Genomic DNA, 22232 nt, shown 5'->3' with positions numbered 1-22232 from the left:
GCCAGACGCATGATCGCGTCTGGCCCATCTTTGTTGAGGGCTACTCCCCCATACGGTTGCGGGTGCGCATCGCGCGTTCCGCTTCGCGAGTGTCTTGGCGCTCTCGCAGCGTCTGGCGCTTGTCGTACTCTTTCTTACCCTTCGCGATGGCGATTTCTACCTTCACGCGGCCGTCAGAGAAGTACAGCTTGAGCGGAACCAGGGTGTAGCCACCAGCCGAAATGGCGTGGCTGATCTTCACAATTTCGTCGCGGTTGAGCAGGAGTTTGCGTACGCGCTTGGAGGCGTGGTTCGTCCAGTGACCCTGCGAGTACTCCGGAATGTGCACGGCGTCGAGCCAGGCCTCATTGCGGTCGATGTAGGCGTAGCCGTCGCTGAGGTTCGCGCGCCCCTGGCGCAACGACTTGACCTCGGTACCGGTCAAAACCAGACCGGCCTCGTAGGTCTTTTCAATGTTGTACTCATGCCGGGCGCGACGGTTGGTCGCGATCAGCTTCTCACCGCGCTCGCGGACCATGTGATCTCTCCTTCAGCTCTGCGCACGCGCACAGAGCCTGTCAGTCTATCAGCGCGCGGAACCATGAAGAAGCGTCTGCGCGCAGGGTGCGCAGGTTAGGTGCGCAGCCAGCGACGGATCGCGAAGCCCGCTGAGAGCGCCGAGAGCACGACACCGATTCCGATGAGCACCGGAACCACGAGGAGTGCATCGTTAACGGTGATCCACTCGCCACCGAGGTTGAGCCGGTTACGCAAGTATCCTTCGACACCGAACTTCACGCCGAGCACCACGGCAACGCCGGCGAGCAGCGTTCCGATGAGTGCCGAGACGACACCCTCCAGCACGAACGGGGTCTGAATGAAGCGGTTCGACGCACCCACCAGGCGCATAATGCCGATCTCTTTTCGCCGCGCATATGCCGACAACTTAATCGTGGTTCCGATCAACAAAACCGCGGCGATCAGCATGAGCGCTGCGACGCCGATCGCGATGTAGGTGGCGACCGTCAGCGTTTGGAACAGCGGGTCGAGGTACTTCAGCTGATCCTTCACCTCATCGATGCCGACGGTGTCGCTGAAGGCCTCGTAAATTACGTCAGTCTTCGTCTGGTCTTTGAGGTTGATCCAGAACGTCGCGTTCATCGATTCTGCGTCGACGAAGCCTTCGTAGTCGGGGTACTGCTCGAGGAACTTCTCAAGCGAAACCTCTTGGCTGTCGAACGTGTAGGTCTGGATAAGCGGGGCCAGGGTCTCCCCCTCAAGCGAGTCCTTTACCCCCTGAATCTGCTCTTCGGTCGCCGTGCCATCAACACACGTTGGCGTGGTCGAACTCGACGCACACATGTAGATCGCGACTTGCGAACGCTGTTCCCAGTAGTCGCGAATGTTCGACACCTGCGACTGCATGAGCACGGCGGCACCCACAAACGTGAGTGAAACAAAGGTCACCAGGATGACCGAAATCACCATGGAAATGTTGCGGCGGAGGCCCTGCAAGACCTCCGAAAGGACGAGAGCTACTCTCATGACGTCGGACCAACCTCATCATCGTCGTCAAAATCACTCAGACCCAGACGGTCAGCAACACCCAGCTCGGCCACGTTGATCTCTGGGAGCACAATGGGGCGCGTGAGCGGACGCGGCGACGTCGCGCTCGGCGCGTCATCCTTGGCGGGCTCGTCATCCTTGGTGGCTTCATCTTCTGCCGACGGCTCGCTACCGGCGTCGTTCGCGTCGTCTTCGGCCTCGTCGGCGGTGTCAGTGTCAGCGGGCGTCGTGAGCGCGGGCGTCTCGTCGAGTTTGGCCGCTTCGATGACATTGTCTGTCGGTTCGACGGCTTCTTCCGATGTCGGAACCACGGCTGCCGGTGCGGCGCTGGTTTCGGCCGCCGCGCTGGCCGCGGCTGCGGCACCCACGGCCACTCCTGCGCCGGAACCGGTTGCCACTTCGCGCTGCACCTTACGCATCGCGCTGAGAGCTTCAGCGGAGGCTTCACCACGCGCCTTGACCGGTGCGAGGCGCGGGATGGCCGACGTGTCGCCGTAGCCACCGTGCTCTTCGTCACGCATCAGTTCACCGAACTTGAGCTCGATCACGCGGCGCTTCATCTGATCCACGAAGCCCGCTTCGTGCGTTGCCATCACCACCGTGGTTCCGGTCGCGTTAATACGCGCCAGCAACCGCATGATTTCGGTCGATGTGGCGGGGTCGAGGTTACCGGTCGGCTCGTCAGCAAGGAGGAGCTTCGGGTCGCCCACGATCGCGCGCGCAATCGCGACGCGCTGCTGCTCACCACCAGAAAGCTCACTCGGCATGCGCTTTTCTTTGCCGGTGAGACCCACGAGTTCGAGCACGCGCTCGACGTTCGTGTGGGTGAGGGCGCGCGAAGCACCCGTCACCTGCAGGGCGAAGGCGACGTTCTGAAAGACGTTCTTCGACGACAGCAGACGGAAGTCTTGGAAGACGGAACCAATCTGGCGGCGGAAGTACGGAACCTTGCGGCTCGACATGCGCTTGAGGTCATGACCCAACACGTGAATCTGACCGTTGGACGCGACGTCTTCACGCATGATGAGACGAAGGCACGAGCTCTTACCCGAGCCGGAGGCACCGACGAGAAAGACGAAGTCGCCGCGTTCAACGTTGAAACTAACTTCGTTGAGTGCAGGTTTCGCCGTACCGCGGTAGCGCTTGGTGACATTTTCAAAGCGGATCATGGCTTGACGAGCCTAAGCCGCGATGTGCGCGTATTGACGCGCGACACTCGCCCGTTACGAATCAGTGCACTCGCGCGCGACGAGTTTAGTCGTCGTCGTCCTTGCGCTTGCGCCAGCGGATTCCGGCCGAGATCAGGCCATCAATGTCACCGTCGAAAACAACGGCGGGGTTGCCGTGCTCAAAGCCGGTGCGGAGGTCTTTCACGAGCTGCTGACCGTACAAGAAGTACGACCGCATCTGGTCTCCCCAGCTGGCAGTGATGGTTCCGGCCAGCTCTTTCTTCTTCGCAGCCTCAGCTTCTTTCTGAAGCAGCAGTAGGCGTGTCTGGAGCACGCGCATGGCGGCCGCACGGTTCTGGATCTGGCTCTTTTCGTTCTGCATCGAGACCACGATTCCGGTGGGAATGTGGGTGATGCGAACGGCGGAGTCGGTCGTGTTGACGGACTGACCACCGGGGCCCGAAGAACGGAACACGTCAACGCGGATGTCGTTCTCAGGGATGTCGACCTCGACGGCCTCCTCCATCACCGGGATGACTTCGACGGCCGCGAAGCTCGTCTGGCGCTTGTCAGCGCTACCGAACGGGCTGATGCGAGCGAGGCGGTGCGTGCCGGCCTCAACCGAGAGCGTGCCGTAGGCGTAGGGGGCGGTCACTTCGAACGTGGCCGACTTGATGCCCGCGCCTTCGGCGTACGACATATCCATGATCTTGGTGCTGTAGCCGTGGCGCTCAGCCCAGCGCAGGTACATGCGCAGCAGCATTTCGGCAAAGTCGGTGGCGTCGTCGCCGCCAGCACCCGAACGGATCGTGACGACGGCGCCGCGGTCGTCGTATTCGCCGTCCATCAGCGTCTGCACTTCGAGCTGGTTGACGACCTGCGTGAGATCGGCGAGCTCTTTGCGCGCCTCCTCGGCCGACTCTTCATCTTCCATCTCGTTGGCGAGCTCAATAAGTACGTCGAGGTCATCGAGGCGCTTCTGCACGCCGTTGACGCGAGCGAACTCCGACTGGCGGTGACTCAGCGCGCTGGTGACCTTTTGCGCTTCTTCGGGGTTGTCCCAGAGGTCGGGGGCGCCAGCAGCTTCGCTGAGGCGCGCAATTTCNGACTGGCGGTGACTCAGCGCGCTGGTGACCTTTTGCGCTTCTTCGGGGTTGTCCCAGAGGTCGGGGGCGCCAGCAGCTTCGCTGAGGCGCGCAATTTCAGCCTGGAGCGCGTCGACGTCGACAACCGCAAGGATGTCGGAGAACGTGGATCGCACCGCGGCGATTTCTGAAGACAAATCAAGTTCGAGCATGACCTGTCAAGCCTACCGCCCGCGGGCGGTCGCGCGTTCGACAATAGTCTGTAGTGGAGTCGACGGAACCATAAGCGCCGGCAGTGAGGATGAGCACGTGAGCGACAGCGCAAGTACCGGAGACATTCTCAAACGGTTTGCGCCGATGATCTACGGCCCCACGATTCTGTTTGCGCTGGGTGAGGGTGCGGTTATTCCACTGTTGCCAGTGTTGGCAACGTCGATGGGCGCCGATTTGGCTGCGTCGTCACTGGTGGTGACGGCCCTGGTTATTGGCCAGCTGTGCGGAAACCTGCCCGCCGGATGGGCCGTCGGGCGGTTTGGCGAGCGGCTGACGATGATCGCGTCGTCGCTCGTGACGCTTCTGGGAACGCTCGTGCTGATTTTCGCGCCGAGTGTCGGCATGCTGATGCTGTCGGCGCTGATCATTGGCTTCTCTGCCTCCGCCTTCGGACTCGCCCGCCACGCTTTTATGACCACGCGCGTTCCGCTGTTCTTCCGCGCCCGCGCCCTGAGTCTGCTCGGTGGTTCGTTCCGCTTCGGAATGTTCATCGGCCCGTTCGTCACCGCGTTGCTCCTGTCGATTTTTGGCACCGAGTATGCATCAATCTGGTTCTTCGTGGCGTGTGCGGTGGCCGTGATTCTGCTGGTGACATTTGGGCCCGATCCGGAGAAGGCTGCCCCCGTGGTTCCGACGGTTGTGCGAGCGCCTGCCGCCGAGGATGCCGACACGGGTGAGTTGATTTCGACCGGCAGCATTCCCACCGTCGCGGCTCATGAGGGCGTTTTCCGCACGATGCTCAACCACCGTGATGTGTTGTTCCGTCTTGGATTGACGGCTGCGGCGCTGTCGGGTCTGCGCTCTGCACGCCAGTCGCTGCTGCCGCTGTGGGGTGTTTCGCTCGGACTCGATGCCCAGTCGATCGCACTCATCGTCGGCATCTCTGGGGCCATCGACTTCGCCCTGTTTTATGCGAGCGGGCAGGTGATGGACCGATTCGGGCGGTTGTGGGCCGCACTGCCCGCGACGGTGCTGATGACCGCGGGGTTCTTGGCTCTGTCACTCACGCACGACCTGCCCGAGGCAACCATGTGGTTCGGCGCGTTCGCCATGATGCTCGGCGTCGGCAACGGGTTGTCGTCGGGCATTCTGCTGACACTCGGTGCGGATACGGCGCCGCAGCATGACCCGGCCCCCTATTTGGGATCCTGGCGCATGATGACCGATGGCGGCGCGACGGTTGCCCCACTCGCGATCACAGCCATTACTGCGGTGGCTTCGCTGCCGGTCGCGGCGGCTGCGATGGGCGTGCTCGGGGTTTTTGGGTCAATCGGGTTCGCGCGGTACATCCCCCGCTTCGTGCCGCGGCCGGACGGGCGCGAGTAGGTTCTTTCGCGCGTAAGCGCATCTCATTCGGGGCCTGAGTAGAGTTCCTCATAGTTCTGACTACTACTCGTGGAGGTCATCGGAATGAAGCTCGTACAAGTTGCCCAACGTGCAACTGACCTTGACCGTGCCCGCGCTTTCTACTCCGCCCTGCTCTACGCTGACCCTACCGGCGTATTCGACCCGCCCGGTCTCGTGTTCTTCGACCTGGACGGCACGCGGCTGCTGTTGGATAAGGCCGCCCCGAGTGCCCTGCTCTACCTGTCGGTCGCCGACATCGACGCCGCGATTGACCGGGCGCGCGACCTCGGGGCCCACGTGGAGAGCGAGCCGCACATCATTTTCACGCACGATGACGACACCCTCGGCCCCGCCGGCAGCCAAGAATGGCAGGCATCCATCCAAGACTCTGAGGGCAATACTGTCGGTCTCGTGGAACACCGCGCTGCCTGAAAGTATCGGGGACGCTTGAGCCTGCGGAGGAAAACATAGTTTCCTCCACAGTTCGACTGTCTCGCTTCTCATCCACCGATTCTCTCGTATCTATTTACTAATGTAGGTGGTTCATGCAAGACTGAGGTATGGCAAATTTGAGCGAGATTGCGGAGCTGATTCCCACCCTGTGTGGGCATGACGCTTCTACTGTCGTGTGCCTTTGTGAGGCGTCTGGCCCGGTGATTGCGGGCGCTGGTGCCGGTGCGACGTCGGAGCAGTATGAGGCACGCATGCTCATGATGAACGACGACGAGATTCTCGCGATCATGCAAGAGAGCGCCGCGGTTGAACGCCAAGCGGCACTGTTTCGTCAGATCGCGATCGGTATCGCGGTTGCGCGCTCCGCCCGCCCCTTCGGGCACGGCGGCCTCGCAGCGAAGAAGGGGCACCGTTCGGTGACCTCACTTGTGCAAGACCTCCTCGGCGTCTCCCAAGCCGAAGCCTCACGACAAGTGAGTGTCAGCGGAGATCTCGTCGACACGACCGGAACCACCGGGCTCCCTGACTCTGTCGCAGGCAGTGGCGAACGCACCCCAGACCCCGGCATCAACAGAGATGCTGGCAACGGTGGGATGTTTGGCGGTGAGGCTGCCGGCGAAGACGGCAACGGCAGCACAGGTAGCGATGACGGCAACGACGGCACCAGCGGCGCGGGCGCTGGTACTGGCACCAATGGTGGCAGCACCCCCAAGGCGTGCCCGCCGCGTCCCTGGTTTGAGCCGCTGCGCGTCGCGTTGCGTGCCCAAGTGATCTCGAGTGAGCAGTCCAACACGATCCGTAAGGGTCTCGGCGAACCCCCAACCATGCCGCGCGATGCCGACGGCGTCCCTCTTCCGATCTTGGTTCCGCAGGCTGTCGACAGCGGTGTCGACGCGGGCACTGACGGCGACCCGGTCATGGTGGAGCACACGCCCACTATCGAAGAAGCTGATGCGTTCGATAGGGGTGCGCGCGAGGCGTGGGCTCTCGCGGCCGAGCAACTCGTCGCGGAGGCGCAGGTGCGGAAAGTTAATGAGCTCGGCGCTCACGCCCGCTACATTCGCGACAAGCTCGACCCCGAAGGCGCCAAGCGCAGGTTCGAGCAACGGTACGAGGCGCGGGCTTTTCACATCACGACCGTTCCCGATACCGGTGCGACGCGCATCATCTGGACGCTCGATGACCAAACCGCGCTCATGATCGCCGCCGCTCACGACGCCGCGTTGCGTCCACGCCGTGGCGGGCCGAGGTTTGTGGATTCTGCCGAGAAGGCGAAAGCGAAAGCTCTCGTGGAGGATCCGCGCACGAATGCTCAGCTTGCGAGTGATCTGATGACGGATATCTTCCGCGCCGGGATTCTCGCTGACGCTAAGTCGGTGTTCGGCACCCGGCAGGCGGGTGTGCGTCTCGTGCAGGTCATTAACGACCACGGCCACCGCTCCGACATCACGCATGCCGAAGATCGCCTTATCGTGTTGCCCGGCAAGATTTCCGATCAACAGCTGTGTGACACCGAAAGCATCCACGTCACCGTCGACACTGACGGTAATCCGCTGAACCTGGGGCGCTCCAAGCGTCTGTTCACGCCGGCGCAGAAGGTTGCGCTCGCGGTTCGTGATGGTGGTTGCCGCTGGACCGGCTGCGAACGCCCCGCGTCCTACACCGAAGCCCACCACATCGATCCGTGGGAGTCAGGCGGGAAGACGGATATTGACCGCGGAATCCTGCTGTGTCAGTACCATCACCTGCATTGTCACGACAACGGCTGGTGGATATCCCGGGAAGGTACGGCTGAGTTCATGCTGAACCACCCCGATCATCCACCCCAGCACCTACCCGCGCGGGCGCCGCTTGAGTACACGTTCAAAGACATCACCCTGCCCGACCCCCGATTCCGGGCACCCCAACCACCGCCGGGTCAACCACCGCACGCCGATGAACCGGGTCGAGCATCCAGCCCAGAGCCCGCGGGAGAAGCCGCTCGAGAACCCCGTCGTGAACCAGGTCGTGTACCCGCGCACGAACCCGCTCGAGCATCCGCGTGCATGCCCGCACGAGAATCGGGCCGCGGGCGCGTTCGAGAACTCGCCTACGTTGCGGCGGTCTGACCCACAGGCAGGACTCTGCCCACCCCAGCCATGTCGGGAACACAACGTGCCCAGCAAACTCGTGGAAGTGAACGCACTCAGCCGTCTCGGGAAGGCACTCCGCCTAAGAAGGAGCGGTGGATGGCGGAGGGAATATTGGTGGGTCTGGCAGGCCGACCCGCAGGGACGGCCCGGAGATACTCCCGCAGCTATCCGCCGTTTCGCCGCCGCAACCCAACCACCGTTCCGCCATCGCAGCCTAGCCACCACTACCCGACTGATTCGATTCCAGTCGATCCGTTTCATCTCGGGCGCTACGCGTCCTCGCTCAACGCACGCAGCAGATCAATCGTCGTCGAGGGCCGTCCGGCTGGTGGCCGTTGCGGTCAGAGTGAACCCAGACGGCAGCAACGCCGACACTAGCGGCGGATGCCATTGGATGCTGACGTCGACGATCGCAGTCACGCCATCCTCGGTGCGCGCACTCACCAGCACCACATCATCGGTAGACGCACCGACAATTGCCGACGCCTGAGTCCAGACATCCTCATCGGACAACGTCGCGACAGCCGAATCACCGGTCACGGTGAGCGTGAATCCATCGGAACCCGCAAGCGCCGCAGCCGCCGCGACGCCATCGATCCGCTTCTGCGTGATGTAAAGGCTGGTCACAGCCGTCGTCACGATGATGAGGGCGATCGCGATCATCGCGTACCCCAGCACCAGCGGCAGGATCGAACCCGACTCATCGCGAGACAACCTGCGAGCGCGATCCGGGAGTGTCACGGCGACACCTCATAATCCGAAACCCGATGCGTACTCGACGCACTCACCGTGACCGATGCTCCCCCATCGACCGTAAGAAAGTCCGGCATCAGCGGAAGCGGAGAATGAGCAGTGACAGTCACCGTGACGAGCCCACCCGGCACCGGACACGGACCAGGTTCAATACACGAAATAGCCACCTGCAGGGCCTCCGGCGACAACCCATACTGCTGTGCAATCACGGCAACGTTGCTGGCTACGAGATCGACCGCGTCCGGACTCTGCGCCAATACCCGCGTCGCATAGCGAGCCGCCGCATCGACCCCAAACGAATGACTCTGAATCTGCGCGAGAGCAATTATCAAGTAGACCAACGGAACCAGCAACAGCATGCCCGCACCGATGAACTCGAGCGAAGCAGAACCCCGTTCCTCACCGATCAAGCGTTTCAGCCGGCGCATGCGCACTGAACTCCATCCCATACGGCACACCCCACAACCCCAGCAACGGCAGCGTTGCCTGCACGGTCATCGTGACGGTTCTGTTGCTCTCACTCCCCCACACCGCCTGCACGAGATCCGCATTGAGCGACCGAGAAACGATCGTCAACACCCGGTCTTCGCCCTCGGCAACCGTCGTATCCGCCAGCGCCGCGTGAAACGCACCGTCAATCGCGGCATCATGCACGACATTGCGGATGTAAAGCCCGAGCGCCAACTGCACGATGGCGAGCGTTAGGAAGGTCAGGAGCATCCCGACCATCACAAACTCGGCGGGCGCAGAGCCGCGCTCAGACTTGAGCAGCATCAACCCACATTGGTCATATTGTCGATCGAGTCGTTGAAGAGCCCTTCGAAGGCGGGCCACGCCAGAAACCACAGCGCGACAACGAGCGCCGCCGTCATCAAAGTAACCAAAACCCATCCGGGAACGTCACCGGACTGATCAAAAAATTTGCGCTGCACGGCGCGAGTGAACTTCGACATGACGAAATTGTGCGACGACCAGCCAGAGACCGCCGAAGTTCTCCACAGGCACCTCATTGGAACCCATTGCCCAACAGCGCGATCCCCGGAAAAACGGCGATAGCGACGCTGAGTGGCAAGATGAGAAAAACGAGCGGAACCAGCATGAGTACTTCGTTTTGGCCCGCCTTCTCGAGCAGCGCGCGTTTGTGATCATCGCGGGCATCCGCCGCCTGATCCTTCAGCACAGCCGCGAGCGGCGCACCACGCTCCAGCGCCGCGACGAGATGATCCACCGCACGCTGCACACCGGGAACATCCACACGAGCCGAGAACGCCGCGAGCGCATCCGCCAACGGCGCACCGGTGCCCACCGACAGCACGACACCGCGCAACTCAGCCGAGAGATCGCCGACGCCGACATTGGCGGTGCGGCGAATTGCGTCAAGCAGACCCTCACCGGCAGACAAGCACAGTGCCAAGAACTCGAGCACCGTCGGCAACTCATCATCGATACGGGCACGCCGACGCGTCACCGCACGCGACAGGGTGAACTCAACAGCCATCCCACCCGCCATTGCAGCGAGCACCGGCAAAATCAGCACGGCTGGCGAAGAATTGCCGGCAACCCGGGCAACAACAGCCAGCAGTGCACCAACGAGCGCCGCCCCCAGAGCCGCGCCCAACTGACGTTCGCGATACTGCGCGGCGGTCAGGCGCCACCCAGCGCGAGCAAGTCGGGCGGTCAACGCATCCGATACACCCCACACCCGCGAAACCACACCGACCACCGCGCCCCACAATCGACGCAGACCGCGCGCGATGAAGGCCGCCGGATCCGTCGGCGCAACCAGCGGCAACGAGGTGCCCTGCTGATCCGTGACGTCACGCACGTACGGCGCCACCCGCCGCACCAATGGTTCCGCACCCCACCGCGGAATCACCGACAGCAGGCTCCAGAGCCCGAGGCCGAGCATGCCGCCCATCAGCACGGCGATCGCGACGTTCAGCACCGGATTCATGAGCCGAACCACCGCCGCGGCTCCGGCAACTGGCCAATGCGACTCATCAGGCGATACGCCACCACCGAAATCACCGCCGTCGCGACCACCAGCACGAATCCGCCTGGCGTCGCATACGCGCGCGCGGCTTCGGGTCGCAGACTCAGCAGACCAAGAATCGCCCACGGCGCGATCACCGCGATAATCGCCGCGGCACGCACCCAGGACTGCTTCGCCGCCACCTCACCACGTGCCGCGACATCAGCACGCACCGCAGCCGAAAGCGACCGCAACACCTGGGGCAGCTCGGTTCCGCCCACCTGACGCGCCATGCGCAGGGTCTCGATGATGCGATCAGCCGTCGCATCCGCCAACTCGTCCTTCAACCGCGCAACACTGCTGTCAAAGTGCCCAGACGCCGCAAAGTCAGAGCGGAACCGTTGAAAACTGGGGCGCAAAAGTTCAGGACCCACATCGGCAAGACTCGCGACAGACTCGGGCAGACTCATGCCCGAACGGGTCGAGGCCACCAACAGGTCGCAGACATCCGGCCACAGCGCACGACGCGACTGCAGTCGCCGCTGGCGGGCACCACGGAGAATCATGACCGGGGCCACCAACCCAGCAACCGCCGCCACCAGCCCAACGACGACAAGCCGCGTCAACACGAACGACAGAGCACCCGCCACCAAGGCACCTGCCACGCTCAACAGCACGATCAGCCCGGTGTTCAACCGCGGCACGCCCGCCTCCACCGCGAGCGCATCCAACCACCCCGCACGTCGTTCCCGCACCCGTGGTTCCGCCGCCGCTGGCCACAGCCACGGCGACGCCGCCAGCACGAGACCGGCCCCGAGGACTAGACCCAAAATCCACGTCATGCCGCACCCCACACGCAGTGCCCCGAACCACTCGCGCGGCGCGTCGAACTGCACACGCCGCGAATCGAGCCATTCAACCCGCGCGTCGAGCGCCACAACCCGAGAACCAAGCCACTCAATCCGCGAACCGAACCACACACCCCGCGCATCACGCTGTGCTCCGGTACAGCGACTTCCCCACGATCGCGTCATCGACGACACCGGTCGGTGAAAGAATCTCGGCAACACGACGTGAACCGTCAGCACGCCGCACGCAGTGAATGACCAGGTCGACACTCGCGGCGAGCATCGGAAGCACAAAACTCCGCTCAACGTTGCGCCCCGCCAGCATCGTGAGCGCCGCGAGCTTGTTCAGCGCTTCATCCGCCGAATTCGCGTGAACAGTGCACGCGCCCGGAACGCCCGTATTGAGCGCGAGAAGAAGATCGAGCGCCTCGGCGTCGCGCACTTCACCGACCACAATGCGGTCAGGCCGCATGCGCAGTGACTCCTTCACGAGGCGTCGCAGCGTCACCTCACCCGTGCCCTCAAGACTCGGCTGGCGACCCTGCATCGCGACGACATCAGGTGCGTCAATGGCGAGTTCGAACGTCTCCTCCACCGTGATGATGCGATGATCCGTCGGACAGGCCGCGATCAGGGCACCCAACATCGTCGTCTTACCCGCATGTGTCGCACCCGACACAATGACCGACGCACCCTCGCGCATCGACCGTGCCAGACGACGCGCGACATCGGCAGGCAACGACCCCGTGTCAACCAGCCCGTCAAGTGAGCGATAGCGGCTCAAGAACTTACGGACATTCACCGACCAGTGTTTGCGCGTGATATCCGGAATCACGACGTGCACACGGGCATCGGGTAGCGACGCATCGACAAACGGCTGCGACAGATCGACGCGGCGCCCGGTCGCCTGCAACATGCGCTCCACGATGTCGCGCACCTCGGTATCTGTCAGCTCCAGATCCAGCCGCGTCGGGGTTCCGTTCTTCGCCACAAAAATGTGCGCCGGAGAGTTGATCCAAATCTCTTCAATTTCAGGATCATCAAAATACGGCTGTAGCGGGCCAAACCCACTCACGACGGCGAGCACTTCACGAACCGCACGCGCTTCATCGTCGAGCACCCGCCACCCACGCGCGAGCGCGACATCGTTGTGCCAGCGCACCTCATCGTGCGCGATGTCGGATGCCCGCTGCGGATCATCGGCCGGGTTCGACTGCTCACTGCGCAAGCGATCGCGTACCCGCTCTGCCACCGTTGCCATCACACTCGTCACGTGAGAATCTTGACGCGCTCACGAGCCACGCCGCACAAACTTTCCACAGCCGAACTGAGAATTCGCACAGCGTCCACGCCCGAAGCCAAACTCGTATATTTCACACCGGGACGACCCCATAGACTGTTGTTCACGCGGGAGTGGTGAAATTGGCAGACACGCAGGATTTAGGTTCCTGTGCCTCACGGCGTGTGGGTTCAAGTCCCACCTTCCGCACACATCGCAATACGGCCCTTGCCCCATAAAAACGACAGGAATCCGGTGCACGAACTTGCGCTCATCCCCTGGTTAGACCCGGCGGAGATCATTACGAACTCGCAGCCCTGGGCCTTGCTCGTGGTGTGCTTCATCGTTTTTGCTGAGACCGGCCTCCTCGTCGGATTCCTCCTCCCCGGCGACACCCTGCTCATCATGGCGGGGTTGCTGTCTCGCCCGAGTGAAGTCGCGCCCGACGGCGTTTTCGGCATCAGCGCGTGGTGGGTTGCCCTGCTTATCGGTCCCTCCGCGTTCATCGGCGGCGAAGTCGGCTACATCATCGGCCACAAGGGCGGCCCAGCGATCTTTGAGCGCAAAGAGACGGGCATCTTCAGTAAGAAGAACGTTGAACGCACGAACGCGTTCTTCGAACGCTACGGCGGACTCACGGTCATCATCGCCCGTTGGGTTCCGGTGGTGCGCACGTTCGCGCCCGTCGCTGCCGGTGTCGGGCACATGCCGTGGCACAAGTACTCGCTGTACAACTTTATCGGCGCGGTCATCTGGGGCTTTGGCCTCACGATGGTCGGCTACGGCATTAGCTTCATCCCCGGCCTCGGCGACTTCGTCACCGAATACATCGACATCATCCTGCTGGGTGCCGTCGCAGCGACGATCGTCGTCACGGCGTGGCACTACTTCCGCGAACGCAGCAAGCTTGTGAAAGAACGCGCCGAAGAGGCTGCGAAGAACGCAGAAGCAGGCGGAACCACGGGTACCGTCGCGTAGACGACCGGAACCTCGGAGCGGCTGAGCACAAAGCTCGCGCTAGCGCGCGCTCAACTCGCCTTCGACTTCTTCGCCTTCTTTGGTTCCGCCGCCTCTTCACGTGCCGCACGCGTACGTTCCACACTCGCGCGCAGCGCCTCCATCAGGTCGATAACCTCACCACCGGCGTGTTCCTGAACGCCGAAGGTCGCATCGGTGTCGACGGCATCGCCCGACTCGAGTTTCGCCTCGATGAGCGTGCGCAACTCCTGCTGGTATTCGTCAACGTGAGTTTCGGGTTCGAAATCAGCCGAGAATCCGTCGACCAGAGACGCAGACAGCTCCAGTTCTTTGTCTGAAATCTTGACCTCATCGCTCAGCGACGGAAACGACACCTCACGCACCTCATCAGCCCACAACAGGGTCTGCAGCATGAGCACATCTCCCCGCACGCGAAGTGCCGCCAACCGCGTCTTCTGCCGCAGCGTGAATCGCACGATCGCGGTGCGGTCGGTGCGCTTGAGCGTCTCCCGCAACAGCACATACGCCTTGGGCGACGCCGAATCGGGTTCCAAATAGTACGGGCGGTCGAACGTCACCGGGTCAACCTGATCGCTCGGCACAAACTCGAGCACGTCAATTTCGCGGGTCTTCTCCGCGGGCAACGACGCCAGGTCGTCTTTCGTCAGAATGACGGTCTGCTCGCCGTCGTCATACGCACGGTCAATGTCAGCGAATGGCACGACCTCACCATCGAGCTCGCAAATGCGCTGGTACCGAATGCGGCCACCATCGGCGGCGTGCACTTGGTGCAGCGAGACGTCGTGATCCTCCGTCGCGGAATACACCTTGACGGGCACGTTGACCAAGCCAAACGTGATGGCGCCCTTCCAAATTGACCTCATGCGATAAGTACACACGGGAAAGCCGCCGAGGGCTACCCTCTTGGTGTGAGCCCCGCCGAGCAGAGCGTCAGAGTTGACGGTCGGCGTGTGCGCCTAACGAACCTCGACAAGGTGCTTTATCCAGAATCCGGAACCACGAAGGGCGAGGTCCTCAACTACTACTCGTTGGTTGCCGATCGCCTCGTGCCGCACGTCACCGGCCGGCCCGTTACGCGTAAACGCTGGGTCAACGGCGTCGGCACCATGGCGGAGCCCGAAGAGCCCTTTTTCACGAAGCAACTCGAGCCGGGCGCCCCATCGTGGATTCGCACGCGCGGCATCGACCATTCCAAGGGCGAGAAGGAATACCCCCTAGTTCAAGATCGGGCGACCCTCATCGCCCTTGCGCAAATGGCGAGCCTGGAGTTTCACGTACCGCAGTGGCGGTTCGCGCCCGACGGCACAAGAGGCAACCCGGACCGCCTCGTGCTCGACCTTGACCCCGGGCCCGGCACCGGGCTCGCCGAATGCGCGATCGTCGCCGGCCTCGCCCGCGAAATCTTAGGCGGGATGGGACTCGAACTGTACCCGGTGACGAGCGGCAGCAATGGGCTGCACCTCTACGCGCCCCTCACCGGCGCACAAACCAGCGACGAAATCTCGGCTCTCGCCCACGCTCTCGCGCAGGCCATCGAAGCCGACAACCGCGACCTCGTGGTGAGCACGATGACAAAGGCCAGCCGCGACGGCAAAGTGTTCCTCGATTGGAGTCAGAACAGCGCCTCGAAGACGACGATCGCGCCGTATTCCCTCCGCGGCACGCTCCTCCCCTACGTTGCCGCACCGCGAACGTGGGACGAAATCACCGCGCCGAACCTCACTCAGCTCACCCTCGATGACGTTCTCGCACGCCTCGCCGAGCCCGATCCACTCGCCGCACTCGACCCGCCACCGCACCGCCTCGCCGCTTATCTCTCCATGCGCAACCGCGGCCAGACGCCCGAGCCCCTGCCCGCTGGTTCCGTCGACGGCCCCGCCGAAGGCATCCGATTCGTCGTCCACGAACACCACGCGACGCGCCTGCACTGGGATCTGCGCCTGGAACGCCACGGCGTGCTCACGAGTTGGGCGGTGCCGAAGGGGCTCCCCCACGACGCGCAGACCAATGTGCTCGCAATTCAGACCGAAGACCACCCCATCGAATATGCCGAGTTCGAAGGCACTATTCCACGCGGGCAATATGGTGCCGGCCGCATGTGGATCTGGGACTCCGGCACGTACGAAACCGAAAAGTGGCGCAGCGACGAAGTGATCGTCACGCTGCACTCCGATCACGACGGGCCGGTCAAGACCTCACGCATCGTGCTGGTGCGCACGAGCGGCGACGGCGAGAAGTCAACGTGGCTATGTCACCGTGCGAAGACCATGGCTGATGGCACGCCGCAACCGCCAACGACGCCGGTGTCGAAGCGTCGTGTCGAGGTTGATCCGGAAACCCCGCCGACCGTGCCGCGTCCCATGCTCGCCGCCGCGGGCACTGAGGGGTTGGCCGCAGCGCTCGTGCGGCGCAGCAAGGCGGAACCCTGGGTTGAGTTTAAGTGGGATGGCGTGCGTGCGCTGGGCGTTTGGCAAAACGACCGCTTGCGGCTGTATGCCCGCAGCGGGACCGACATCACCGACCGCTACCCCGAACTCACCGTCCGTGGTGCGATCGTGTTCGCCTCCCCCAACGCTGTCGTCGATGGGGAGATTGTCGCGCTCGACGAAAACAGCCGGCCGAGCTTTTCGCTGCTGCAAAACCGCATGCACCTGACATCGCCCACCGACATCGCCCGCGAGCAGCGGCGCACGCCGGTGCAGTATCTGCTGTTCGATGCCCTGAACGACGAGGGCGATCTCACGAGCGCTCCCCTGCGCGAGCGTCGCGCGCACCTCGAAACGCTCGCCGTTGGTGCCGGCGACAGCGTGCAGGTTCCCCCGGTCTTCACCGATGTCGCCGCGACGCTCGCAACGGCCCGAGAGATGGCGCTTGAGGGGGTGATGGTGAAGGACCCGCGCTCGGTGTACCGCCCCGGCCAGCGCAGCGAAGACTGGCTCAAACTGAAGCTCACCCTCACACAGGATGTCGTGGTCGGTGGTCTAAGGCCGGGCAAAGGATCACGATCCGGAACCATCGGGTCGCTTCTCGTAGGCGTTCAGACCCCCGAGGGGCTCCACTACGCGGGTCGCGTCGGCACCGGCCTCACCGAGCGACAGCTGAAGCGCCTCATCGATACGCTCGCGCCGCTCGTCACCGACGAGAATCCGTTCCTCGATGTGCCCACCGCCGATATGAGCGATGCGATCTGGCTGCGCCCAGAACGCGTGGCCGAAGTGGAATTCGCGGAGTGGAGCCCCAACGCTCATTTGCGTCACGCCCGCTGGCGCGGACTCCGCGACGACCGCAACCCCGCCGACGTCACCCGCGAAACGTAATCACTCCCGCACGAAGTGTTCGACGCCGTCCAGGGTGGTCTGGGTGAGGTCTGCGATGCGGTGCGTATCGAGTCCGCTGGCGCAGAGGTTGCGCATGAGCGCACCGAAAGGTTCCCACAGCGACTCCGGAAGTGGCCTACCCCGATAATCCGCCGACATCGCCAGTACTGCTTGAATGTCCCGCTCTTGCCCGGGCGTCAGCGGGGCGAAGAGTCCGCGCGGCTCGCCCGTATCGACGAACCCGATGATCCAGTCCGGCTGCTGATCAGTCATGCCGCGAGCCTAATGATGAATCGAGTCGGCGTCTTCGTCGTGGCCCGCCGGCTCCAGCTGGAAAGTGGAGTGCTCCACATCAAAGTGGTCAGCAAGACACGTCTGCAGCCGCACCAGCAGCTCGGCAGATTCGCCACGCTCGATGAGGTCCGCGTCAACGACAACGTGCGCGGTAAAGACGGGCGCGCCGCGAGTGAGCTGCCAAATATGTACGTCGTGCACCGCACGAACGCCGTCGTACGACAACAGGTGGTCGCGAATCTGCGACGCACTCATGCCCTTCGGTGCCCCCTCGAACAGCACCGCAACGACTTCCCGCAGCAGCACGAACGCACGTGGCACGATCATGACGGCAATGAACAGCGACGCAATGGCGTCAGCGGGCATGAAGCCGGTCGTCACGATGATGATGGCCGCGACGATCACGCCGACCGAACCAATCAGATCGCCCATCACCTCAAGGTAGGCACCGCGCACGTTGATCGAGCCGCGTTGCGCCCGTGACAGCAGCCACATCGACACCCCATTCGCGACAGCACCGACCGCCGCGACGATCAGCATGAGCGTGCCTGAGACTTCGGCCTCGCCCGGGTCAATGAGGCGACGAACGCCCTCGACACCCACCCAAATCGCAAGAGCAGACAACAGCACGCCATTGATGAGCGCCCCCATCACCTCGGCGCGCTGATACCCGAATGTGCGGCGATCGTCAGCGGGGCGCTGCGCGACGACACTCGCGATCAGCGCAATGACGAGAGCGCTCGTATCTGCAAACATGTGGGCGGCGTCGGCCAACAACGCGAGCGACCCGGACAGAATCGCACCAACGATCTGCACGACCATGATGGTCGCGGTGATCGACAGCGACAGTGCCAACAGTTTCTTGTTGCTGGCACCGCGGATTCCGGCAGGGGCGTGGTCGTGCATGCCTCCAGCGTGGCATGTTCTGCGAGCGCTCGCGCTAATTCCGCCTAGTCGGGAATGATTGCGATTCTCAATAGCGTCACGACAGACGACGAAACCCGCGCACCGACCGAGCGGCACGCGGGTTTCGTAACGTCAAAGCGTCTAGATGCGTTCGAGAAGCGGAACCAGGTTGACGAACGCGCGGGCGCGGTGCGACTGCGCGTTCTTCTCCTCCGCAGAAATCTCGGCTGCCGACAACGTGCCGGGCTGACCGTCAACGTCCGGCACGAACACCGGGTCGTAGCCGAAGCCATTGTCGCCACGCTCTTCCGTCGCGAGAGCGCCGTGCCAGACGCCTTCAACGGTGAATTCCTCACCCGTCGGCAACACCAGCGCGATCGTCGAGCGGAACTGCGCCCGGCGCTGCTCCGGCTTCACAACGTCAGAGAGCTGGTCCAGCAGCAGGCGACCGTTCGCGATGGCGTCTTTCGCGTGCCCAGCCCAGTACGCCGAGAAGATTCCCGGGGCACCACCGAGCACGTCAACGCTGATGCCAGAGTCATCCGCGAACGCGGCAAGCCCGGTGTGGGCGGCTGCGGCACGCGCTTTGATCAGTGCGTTCTCGGCAAACGTGACACCGTCTTCGACCGGCTCCGGTCCGTCGTACCCGACAACCTCGAGGTCAGGGCGGTGCATGTTCACGATCGCCGCGAACTCGACAACCTTGTGCGGGTTGTGGGTGGCCAGGACGACGCGGCTCATGCCAGCGTCTCGAGCTGCTTTTCACGCAGCGTCGCACAGCCGGCAACACCCAGATCAAGCAGCTGGTCGAGCTCACGCTTGTCGAACGGCGCACCTTCAGCGGTACCCTGAACCTCAACGAACAGGCCGCGGCCGGTCACGACAACGTTCATGTCGGTCTCAGCGCGCACGTCTTCGACATAAGCCAGGTCCAGCATCGGCTCACCGTCGATAATGCCGACAGAAACCGCCGCGACCGAGTCAAACAGCACGGTCGACTTCTTGCCGATGAAACCCTTTTCGCGGCCCCACTCAATCGCGTCAGCCAGCGCAACGTACGCTCCGGTGATCGCCGCAGTCCTGGTTCCGCCATCCGCCTGCAGCACGTCGCAGTCAATGACAATCGTGTTTTCACCGAGCGCCTTGGTGTCGATCACGGCACGAAGGGCACGACCGATGAGGCGCGAGATTTCGTGCGTGCGGCCGCCGATCTTGCCCTTGACCGCCTCGCGGTCGTTGCGGCTGTTCGTGGCGCGCGGCAGCATCGCGTATTCGGCGGTGACCCAGCCCTTGCCCTTGCCGACGAGCCAGCGCGGCACGCCATTCGTGAACGATGCGGTGCAGAGTACCTTGGTGCCGCCGAAGCTAATCAGGGCAGAGCCTTCGGCGTGAGCGCTCCAGCCGCGCTCGATGGTGATTTCACGCAGCTGGTCAGTGGCACGCCCATCGGCGCGGACGATGTCAGACATGAGAAGCTTTCGGGTTGGTGGAAACGGTGGAGATCGCGCCAGTTTGCACGAGCTTGACGTCGTTGACGCCGGGGCCCATGAGTCGCCGCGCGAGGGCGAGGAAGTCTTCTGCCGAGGTTCCGGTGGCTTCATACGAGCGGGACGGAACCAGGTTGGGGTTGGCGAGCAGGTCGCGAGATACGAGTTGGCGATACACGTCGTTCGCGGTCTCAACGTCGCTCGACACGAGTGACACGTTCGGGCCCATGACGTAGCTGATCGCACCCTTGAGGAAGGGATAGTGCGTGCAGCCGAGCACGAGGGTATCAATGTCAGCGTGACGCATTGGGGCGAGGTATTCCTCAGCAACCGCGAGCAGTTCGGGCGAGTGGGTGATGCCCGCCTCGACGAACTCCACGAAGCGCGGGCAGGCTTGCGCGTGAATCGTGAGGTTCGCGTTGACACCCAGCATGTCTTGGTAGACGCCAGAGGAGATGGTTCCGGCCGTTCCGATCACGCCGATCCGGCCATTGCGGGTCGTCGACATCGCGGTGCGCACCGCCGGGCCAATAACTTCAACAACGGGTACGTCGTAGCGTTCACGGGCATCGGCCAGTACAGCGGCTGAGGCCGTGTTGCAGGCAATCACCAGCATCTTCACACCCTGGTCGACCAGAGAATCAAGAATCTCCAGCGAGTATCGACGCACGTCAGCGATGGGCTTCGGACCGTACGGCGTGCGTGCCGTGTCTCCGATGTAGATGAGGGACTCGCCGGGAAGCTGGTCACCGACGGCGCGCGCCACCGTGAGACCGCCCACCCCAGAGTCGAAGATTCCGATCGGCGCGTCATTCATGATGTCTCCAGCCTACGCCGCTTTGCCTGCCTCCCCCGCGGCACCGGCCCGGTTTTCGGTAGAGTTTGCGACATGACCGCATCGACTGCGCTGTATACCGACCGCTACGAATACACGATGCTCGACGGAGCGTTGCAAGACGGAACCGCTCAGCGTTCCTGCGTATTTGAACTGTTCTCGCGTCGCCTGTCGGGTGGCCGTCGCTTCGGCGTCGTCGCCGGCACCGGCCGTCTGCTGTCGCTGTTGCGTAACTTCCGCTTTGCTGACGAAGAGCTGCGTCTCATGAAGGACCACAAGGTCGTCAGCGACTCGACGCTCAAGTACCTCGAGAATTTCCAGTTCACCGGCCGCATCAGCGGCTACCGCGAGGGCGAGCTGTACTTCCCTGGCTCCCCCATCCTCACGATTGAGGGCACCTTTGCCGAGGCTGTCGTGCTCGAGACCCTCGCGTTGAGCGTGCTCAACCACGACTCCGCCGTCGCTACGGCAGCCGCCCGCATGTCGATCGCCGCGGGCGACCGCCCGCTCGCTGAGATGGGCGCCCGCCGCGCGCAGGAAGAATCGGCTGTGGCAGCCGCCCGCGCCGCCTATATCGTGGGCTTCGGTGCTACGAGCAACCTTGAAGCGCAGCGCCGCTGGGGCATTCCGACGATGGGCACCGCCGCTCACGCCTGGACGCTCCTACACGACAGCGAAGAAGACGCGTTCCGCTCGCAAATCGCGAGCAGCGGCGTTGACACCACCCTGCTCGTTGACACCTACGACATCACGAAGGGCGTGGAAACCGCGATCCGCGTGGCTGGCACGGGCCTCGGTGGCGTGCGCCTCGACTCCGGTGACCTGCCCACCGTGGCACAGGCAACGCGTGAACAGCTCGACAGCCTCGGTGCGACAAACACGAAAATCACGGTGACGAGCGACCTCGACGAATACGCCATCGCGGCGCTCGCTGCCTCCCCCGTCGATGCCTACGGTGTCGGCACCTCCGTTGTCACTGGTTCCGGATATCCCACGGCCAGCATGGTCTACAAGCTCGTCGCCCGTCAGGGTGCCGACGGCGGCTGGGTCGGCGTTGCCAAGGCATCGCAAGACAAGTCGTCAAAGGGCGGCCGCAAGGCAGCCTTCCGCACGCTCGAGTTTGGCAAGGCAACGAGCGAACTGATCGTCGTCTCCGACGGCTTCGAAAAGATCGCGACGGCCGCTGATGTTCCCGACGCCCGCCCCCTGCAGGTGACGTTCGCCGAAGGCGGCGACTTCGACTCCCAGTACGAGGGCTCTGCTGGCGTCGAACTCGCACGCGCGCACCACGCTCGCGTGCGCGAAGAGCTGCCGGTACGCGGCCTGGCGCTCAGCAAGAGCGACCCGGCGATCCCGACGGTCTACCGCGACGCTGGCGAGTAAGCGTAGCGACGACAAAAGGGCGGCTTCCCCATTGAACTGCTCCCCGGAAGTTGGACTGAGAAATCAGATACCAATTTTCGGGGAGTTTTTCTATGCGTGCACGTTCCGCACTTTCACCCAAGCAACGCGAACTCGCAGTCGGATGCTTTGAGGAG

Annotated in this window: 23 protein-coding genes and 1 tRNA gene; 7 read left to right on the top strand and 17 right to left on the bottom strand. The window is 63.3% G+C overall.

Translation table 11 applies throughout. The features are described 5' to 3' along the window. Positions 1-40: 40 nt before the first annotated feature. The 4 genes from smpB to prfB form a co-directional block, all read right to left on the bottom strand. Positions 41-517: an SsrA-binding protein SmpB gene (smpB, locus tag ACQUSY_RS09070; RefSeq protein ID WP_428904160.1), complete on the bottom strand. Its 477-nt coding sequence runs from the start codon at positions 515-517 to the stop codon at positions 41-43. A gap of 95 nt (positions 518-612) precedes the next feature. Next, positions 613-1524, bottom strand: coding sequence for a permease-like cell division protein FtsX (gene ftsX, locus ACQUSY_RS09065; protein WP_428904159.1), 912 nt, complete (start codon positions 1522-1524; stop codon positions 613-615). Beyond that, positions 1521-2714, bottom strand: a complete 1194-nt coding sequence (gene ftsE / locus ACQUSY_RS09060) for a cell division ATP-binding protein FtsE (protein ID WP_428904158.1) — start codon at positions 2712-2714, stop codon at positions 1521-1523. Before ftsE ends, ftsX begins: the two co-directional genes overlap by 4 nt. A gap of 85 nt (positions 2715-2799) precedes the next feature. Next, complete coding sequence (gene prfB, locus ACQUSY_RS09055; protein WP_428904157.1) at positions 2800-4011, bottom strand: peptide chain release factor 2; 1212 nt, start codon at positions 4009-4011, stop codon at positions 2800-2802. Between the two features lie 145 nt (positions 4012-4156). On the opposite strand from prfB, the gene ACQUSY_RS09050 reads away from it, so the two are divergent. The 3 genes from ACQUSY_RS09050 (at position 4157) to ACQUSY_RS09040 (ending at position 7980) form a co-directional block, all read left to right on the top strand. Next, entirely contained in the window at positions 4157-5398 is a 1242-nt protein-coding gene (locus ACQUSY_RS09050; protein WP_428904205.1) for an MFS transporter, read from the top strand. An 84-nt stretch (positions 5399-5482) separates the two neighbouring features. After that, complete coding sequence (locus ACQUSY_RS09045) at positions 5483-5851, top strand: VOC family protein (RefSeq protein ID WP_428904156.1); 369 nt, start codon at positions 5483-5485, stop codon at positions 5849-5851. Between the two features lie 128 nt (positions 5852-5979). Then, entirely contained in the window at positions 5980-7980 is a 2001-nt protein-coding gene (locus ACQUSY_RS09040; RefSeq protein ID WP_428904155.1) for a DUF222 domain-containing protein, read from the top strand. Between the two features lie 324 nt (positions 7981-8304). Here the strand turns inward: ACQUSY_RS09040 and ACQUSY_RS09035 are convergent, their stop codons facing one another. From ACQUSY_RS09035 to ACQUSY_RS09005, 7 genes are all read right to left on the bottom strand, one after another. After that, complete coding sequence (locus tag ACQUSY_RS09035; RefSeq protein WP_428904154.1) at positions 8305-8745, bottom strand: hypothetical protein; 441 nt, start codon at positions 8743-8745, stop codon at positions 8305-8307. Then, positions 8742-9185 (bottom strand): TadE/TadG family type IV pilus assembly protein, encoded by a 444-nt coding sequence (locus ACQUSY_RS09030; RefSeq protein ID WP_428904153.1) that lies wholly within the window; start codon positions 9183-9185, stop codon positions 8742-8744. Before ACQUSY_RS09030 ends, ACQUSY_RS09035 begins: the two co-directional genes overlap by 4 nt. After that, entirely contained in the window at positions 9157-9531 is a 375-nt protein-coding gene (locus ACQUSY_RS09025) for a TadE/TadG family type IV pilus assembly protein (RefSeq protein WP_428904152.1), read from the bottom strand. Before ACQUSY_RS09025 ends, ACQUSY_RS09030 begins: the two co-directional genes overlap by 29 nt. Next, a complete protein-coding gene (locus ACQUSY_RS09020) occupies positions 9531-9710 on the bottom strand; it encodes a hypothetical protein (RefSeq protein WP_428904151.1) in 180 nt (59 codons plus the stop codon). The genes ACQUSY_RS09025 and ACQUSY_RS09020 overlap by 1 nt, the downstream gene beginning before the upstream one ends. Before the next feature lie 53 nt (positions 9711-9763). Next, positions 9764-10711: a type II secretion system F family protein gene (locus ACQUSY_RS09015; RefSeq protein WP_428904150.1), complete on the bottom strand. Its 948-nt coding sequence runs from the start codon at positions 10709-10711 to the stop codon at positions 9764-9766. Then, on the bottom strand, positions 10708-11571 hold the full coding sequence (locus tag ACQUSY_RS09010; protein WP_428904149.1) for a type II secretion system F family protein: 864 nt from the start codon (positions 11569-11571) through the stop codon (positions 10708-10710). Before ACQUSY_RS09010 ends, ACQUSY_RS09015 begins: the two co-directional genes overlap by 4 nt. Before the next feature lie 148 nt (positions 11572-11719). Beyond that, positions 11720-12850, bottom strand: coding sequence for a TadA family conjugal transfer-associated ATPase (locus ACQUSY_RS09005; RefSeq protein ID WP_428904148.1), 1131 nt, complete (start codon positions 12848-12850; stop codon positions 11720-11722). Between the two features lie 134 nt (positions 12851-12984). Between ACQUSY_RS09005 and ACQUSY_RS09000 the strand changes: the two genes are divergently transcribed. Both ACQUSY_RS09000 and ACQUSY_RS08995 read left to right on the top strand, forming a co-directional pair. Further along, positions 12985-13066 (top strand) — tRNA-Leu (locus ACQUSY_RS09000). A gap of 45 nt (positions 13067-13111) precedes the next feature. After that, positions 13112-13834 (top strand): DedA family protein, encoded by a 723-nt coding sequence (locus ACQUSY_RS08995; RefSeq protein ID WP_428904147.1) that lies wholly within the window; start codon positions 13112-13114, stop codon positions 13832-13834. 50 nt (positions 13835-13884) lie between these two features. On the opposite strand, the gene ku is transcribed toward ACQUSY_RS08995, so the two are convergent. After that, entirely contained in the window at positions 13885-14718 is an 834-nt protein-coding gene (gene ku, locus ACQUSY_RS08990) for a non-homologous end joining protein Ku (RefSeq protein ID WP_428904146.1), read from the bottom strand. A 45-nt stretch (positions 14719-14763) separates the two neighbouring features. On the opposite strand from ku, the gene ACQUSY_RS08985 reads away from it, so the two are divergent. Continuing rightward, on the top strand, positions 14764-17172 hold the full coding sequence (locus tag ACQUSY_RS08985; protein ID WP_428904145.1) for an ATP-dependent DNA ligase: 2409 nt from the start codon (positions 14764-14766) through the stop codon (positions 17170-17172). Here the strand turns inward: ACQUSY_RS08985 and ACQUSY_RS08980 are convergent, their stop codons facing one another. The 5 genes from ACQUSY_RS08980 to murI all read right to left on the bottom strand — a co-directional run bounded on the left by ACQUSY_RS08980 (position 17173) and on the right by murI (position 20676). After that, positions 17173-17445, bottom strand: coding sequence for a hypothetical protein (locus ACQUSY_RS08980; RefSeq protein WP_428904144.1), 273 nt, complete (start codon positions 17443-17445; stop codon positions 17173-17175). Between the two features lie 9 nt (positions 17446-17454). Continuing rightward, positions 17455-18372 carry a cation diffusion facilitator family transporter gene (locus ACQUSY_RS08975; RefSeq protein ID WP_428904143.1) on the bottom strand — a complete coding sequence of 306 codons (918 nt, stop codon included), beginning with the start codon at positions 18370-18372 and terminating at the stop codon, positions 17455-17457. A gap of 141 nt (positions 18373-18513) precedes the next feature. Further along, positions 18514-19113 carry an RdgB/HAM1 family non-canonical purine NTP pyrophosphatase gene (gene rdgB, locus ACQUSY_RS08970; RefSeq protein WP_428904142.1) on the bottom strand — a complete coding sequence of 200 codons (600 nt, stop codon included), beginning with the start codon at positions 19111-19113 and terminating at the stop codon, positions 18514-18516. Further along, entirely contained in the window at positions 19110-19841 is a 732-nt protein-coding gene (gene rph / locus ACQUSY_RS08965) for a ribonuclease PH (RefSeq protein WP_428904141.1), read from the bottom strand. Before rph ends, rdgB begins: the two co-directional genes overlap by 4 nt. Next, on the bottom strand, positions 19834-20676 hold the full coding sequence (murI, locus tag ACQUSY_RS08960; RefSeq protein WP_428904140.1) for a glutamate racemase: 843 nt from the start codon (positions 20674-20676) through the stop codon (positions 19834-19836). Before murI ends, rph begins: the two co-directional genes overlap by 8 nt. Positions 20677-20748: 72 nt before the next feature. Between murI and ACQUSY_RS08955 the strand changes: the two genes are divergently transcribed. Further along, on the top strand, positions 20749-22077 hold the full coding sequence (locus tag ACQUSY_RS08955) for a nicotinate phosphoribosyltransferase (RefSeq protein WP_428904139.1): 1329 nt from the start codon (positions 20749-20751) through the stop codon (positions 22075-22077). Positions 22078-22232 lie beyond the last annotated feature (155 nt).

The sequence above is a fragment of the Microbacterium daqui genome, assembly GCF_050408675.1.
Lineage (GTDB): Bacteria > Actinomycetota > Actinomycetes > Actinomycetales > Microbacteriaceae > Microbacterium.
This window is presented reverse-complemented; position numbering and strand designations above follow the sequence as displayed.

Coding starts and splice junctions, on each gene's coding strand:
- ACQUSY_RS09025 (WP_428904152.1), bottom strand. CDS start 9,531: ATGCTGCTCAAGTCTGAGCGCGGCTCTGCGCCCGCCGAGTTTGTGATG.
- ACQUSY_RS08980 (WP_428904144.1), bottom strand. CDS start 17,445: ATGACTGATCAGCAGCCGGACTGGATCATCGGGTTCGTCGATACGGGC.
- ku (WP_428904146.1), bottom strand. CDS start 14,718: ATGAGGTCAATTTGGAAGGGCGCCATCACGTTTGGCTTGGTCAACGTG.
- ACQUSY_RS09050 (WP_428904205.1), top strand. CDS start 4,157: ATGATCTACGGCCCCACGATTCTGTTTGCGCTGGGTGAGGGTGCGGTT.
- rph (WP_428904141.1), bottom strand. CDS start 19,841: ATGTCTGACATCGTCCGCGCCGATGGGCGTGCCACTGACCAGCTGCGT.
- ACQUSY_RS09010 (WP_428904149.1), bottom strand. CDS start 11,571: ATGACGTGGATTTTGGGTCTAGTCCTCGGGGCCGGTCTCGTGCTGGCG.
- ACQUSY_RS09040 (WP_428904155.1), top strand. CDS start 5,980: ATGGCAAATTTGAGCGAGATTGCGGAGCTGATTCCCACCCTGTGTGGG.
- ftsX (WP_428904159.1), bottom strand. CDS start 1,524: ATGAGAGTAGCTCTCGTCCTTTCGGAGGTCTTGCAGGGCCTCCGCCGC.
- ACQUSY_RS09015 (WP_428904150.1), bottom strand. CDS start 10,711: ATGAATCCGGTGCTGAACGTCGCGATCGCCGTGCTGATGGGCGGCATG.
- ftsE (WP_428904158.1), bottom strand. CDS start 2,714: ATGATCCGCTTTGAAAATGTCACCAAGCGCTACCGCGGTACGGCGAAA.
- murI (WP_428904140.1), bottom strand. CDS start 20,676: ATGAATGACGCGCCGATCGGAATCTTCGACTCTGGGGTGGGCGGTCTC.
- ACQUSY_RS08975 (WP_428904143.1), bottom strand. CDS start 18,372: ATGCACGACCACGCCCCTGCCGGAATCCGCGGTGCCAGCAACAAGAAA.
- ACQUSY_RS09045 (WP_428904156.1), top strand. CDS start 5,483: ATGAAGCTCGTACAAGTTGCCCAACGTGCAACTGACCTTGACCGTGCC.
- rdgB (WP_428904142.1), bottom strand. CDS start 19,113: ATGAGCCGCGTCGTCCTGGCCACCCACAACCCGCACAAGGTTGTCGAG.
- ACQUSY_RS08955 (WP_428904139.1), top strand. CDS start 20,749: ATGACCGCATCGACTGCGCTGTATACCGACCGCTACGAATACACGATG.
- smpB (WP_428904160.1), bottom strand. CDS start 517: ATGGTCCGCGAGCGCGGTGAGAAGCTGATCGCGACCAACCGTCGCGCC.
- ACQUSY_RS09030 (WP_428904153.1), bottom strand. CDS start 9,185: ATGCGCCGGCTGAAACGCTTGATCGGTGAGGAACGGGGTTCTGCTTCG.
- ACQUSY_RS09020 (WP_428904151.1), bottom strand. CDS start 9,710: ATGTCGAAGTTCACTCGCGCCGTGCAGCGCAAATTTTTTGATCAGTCC.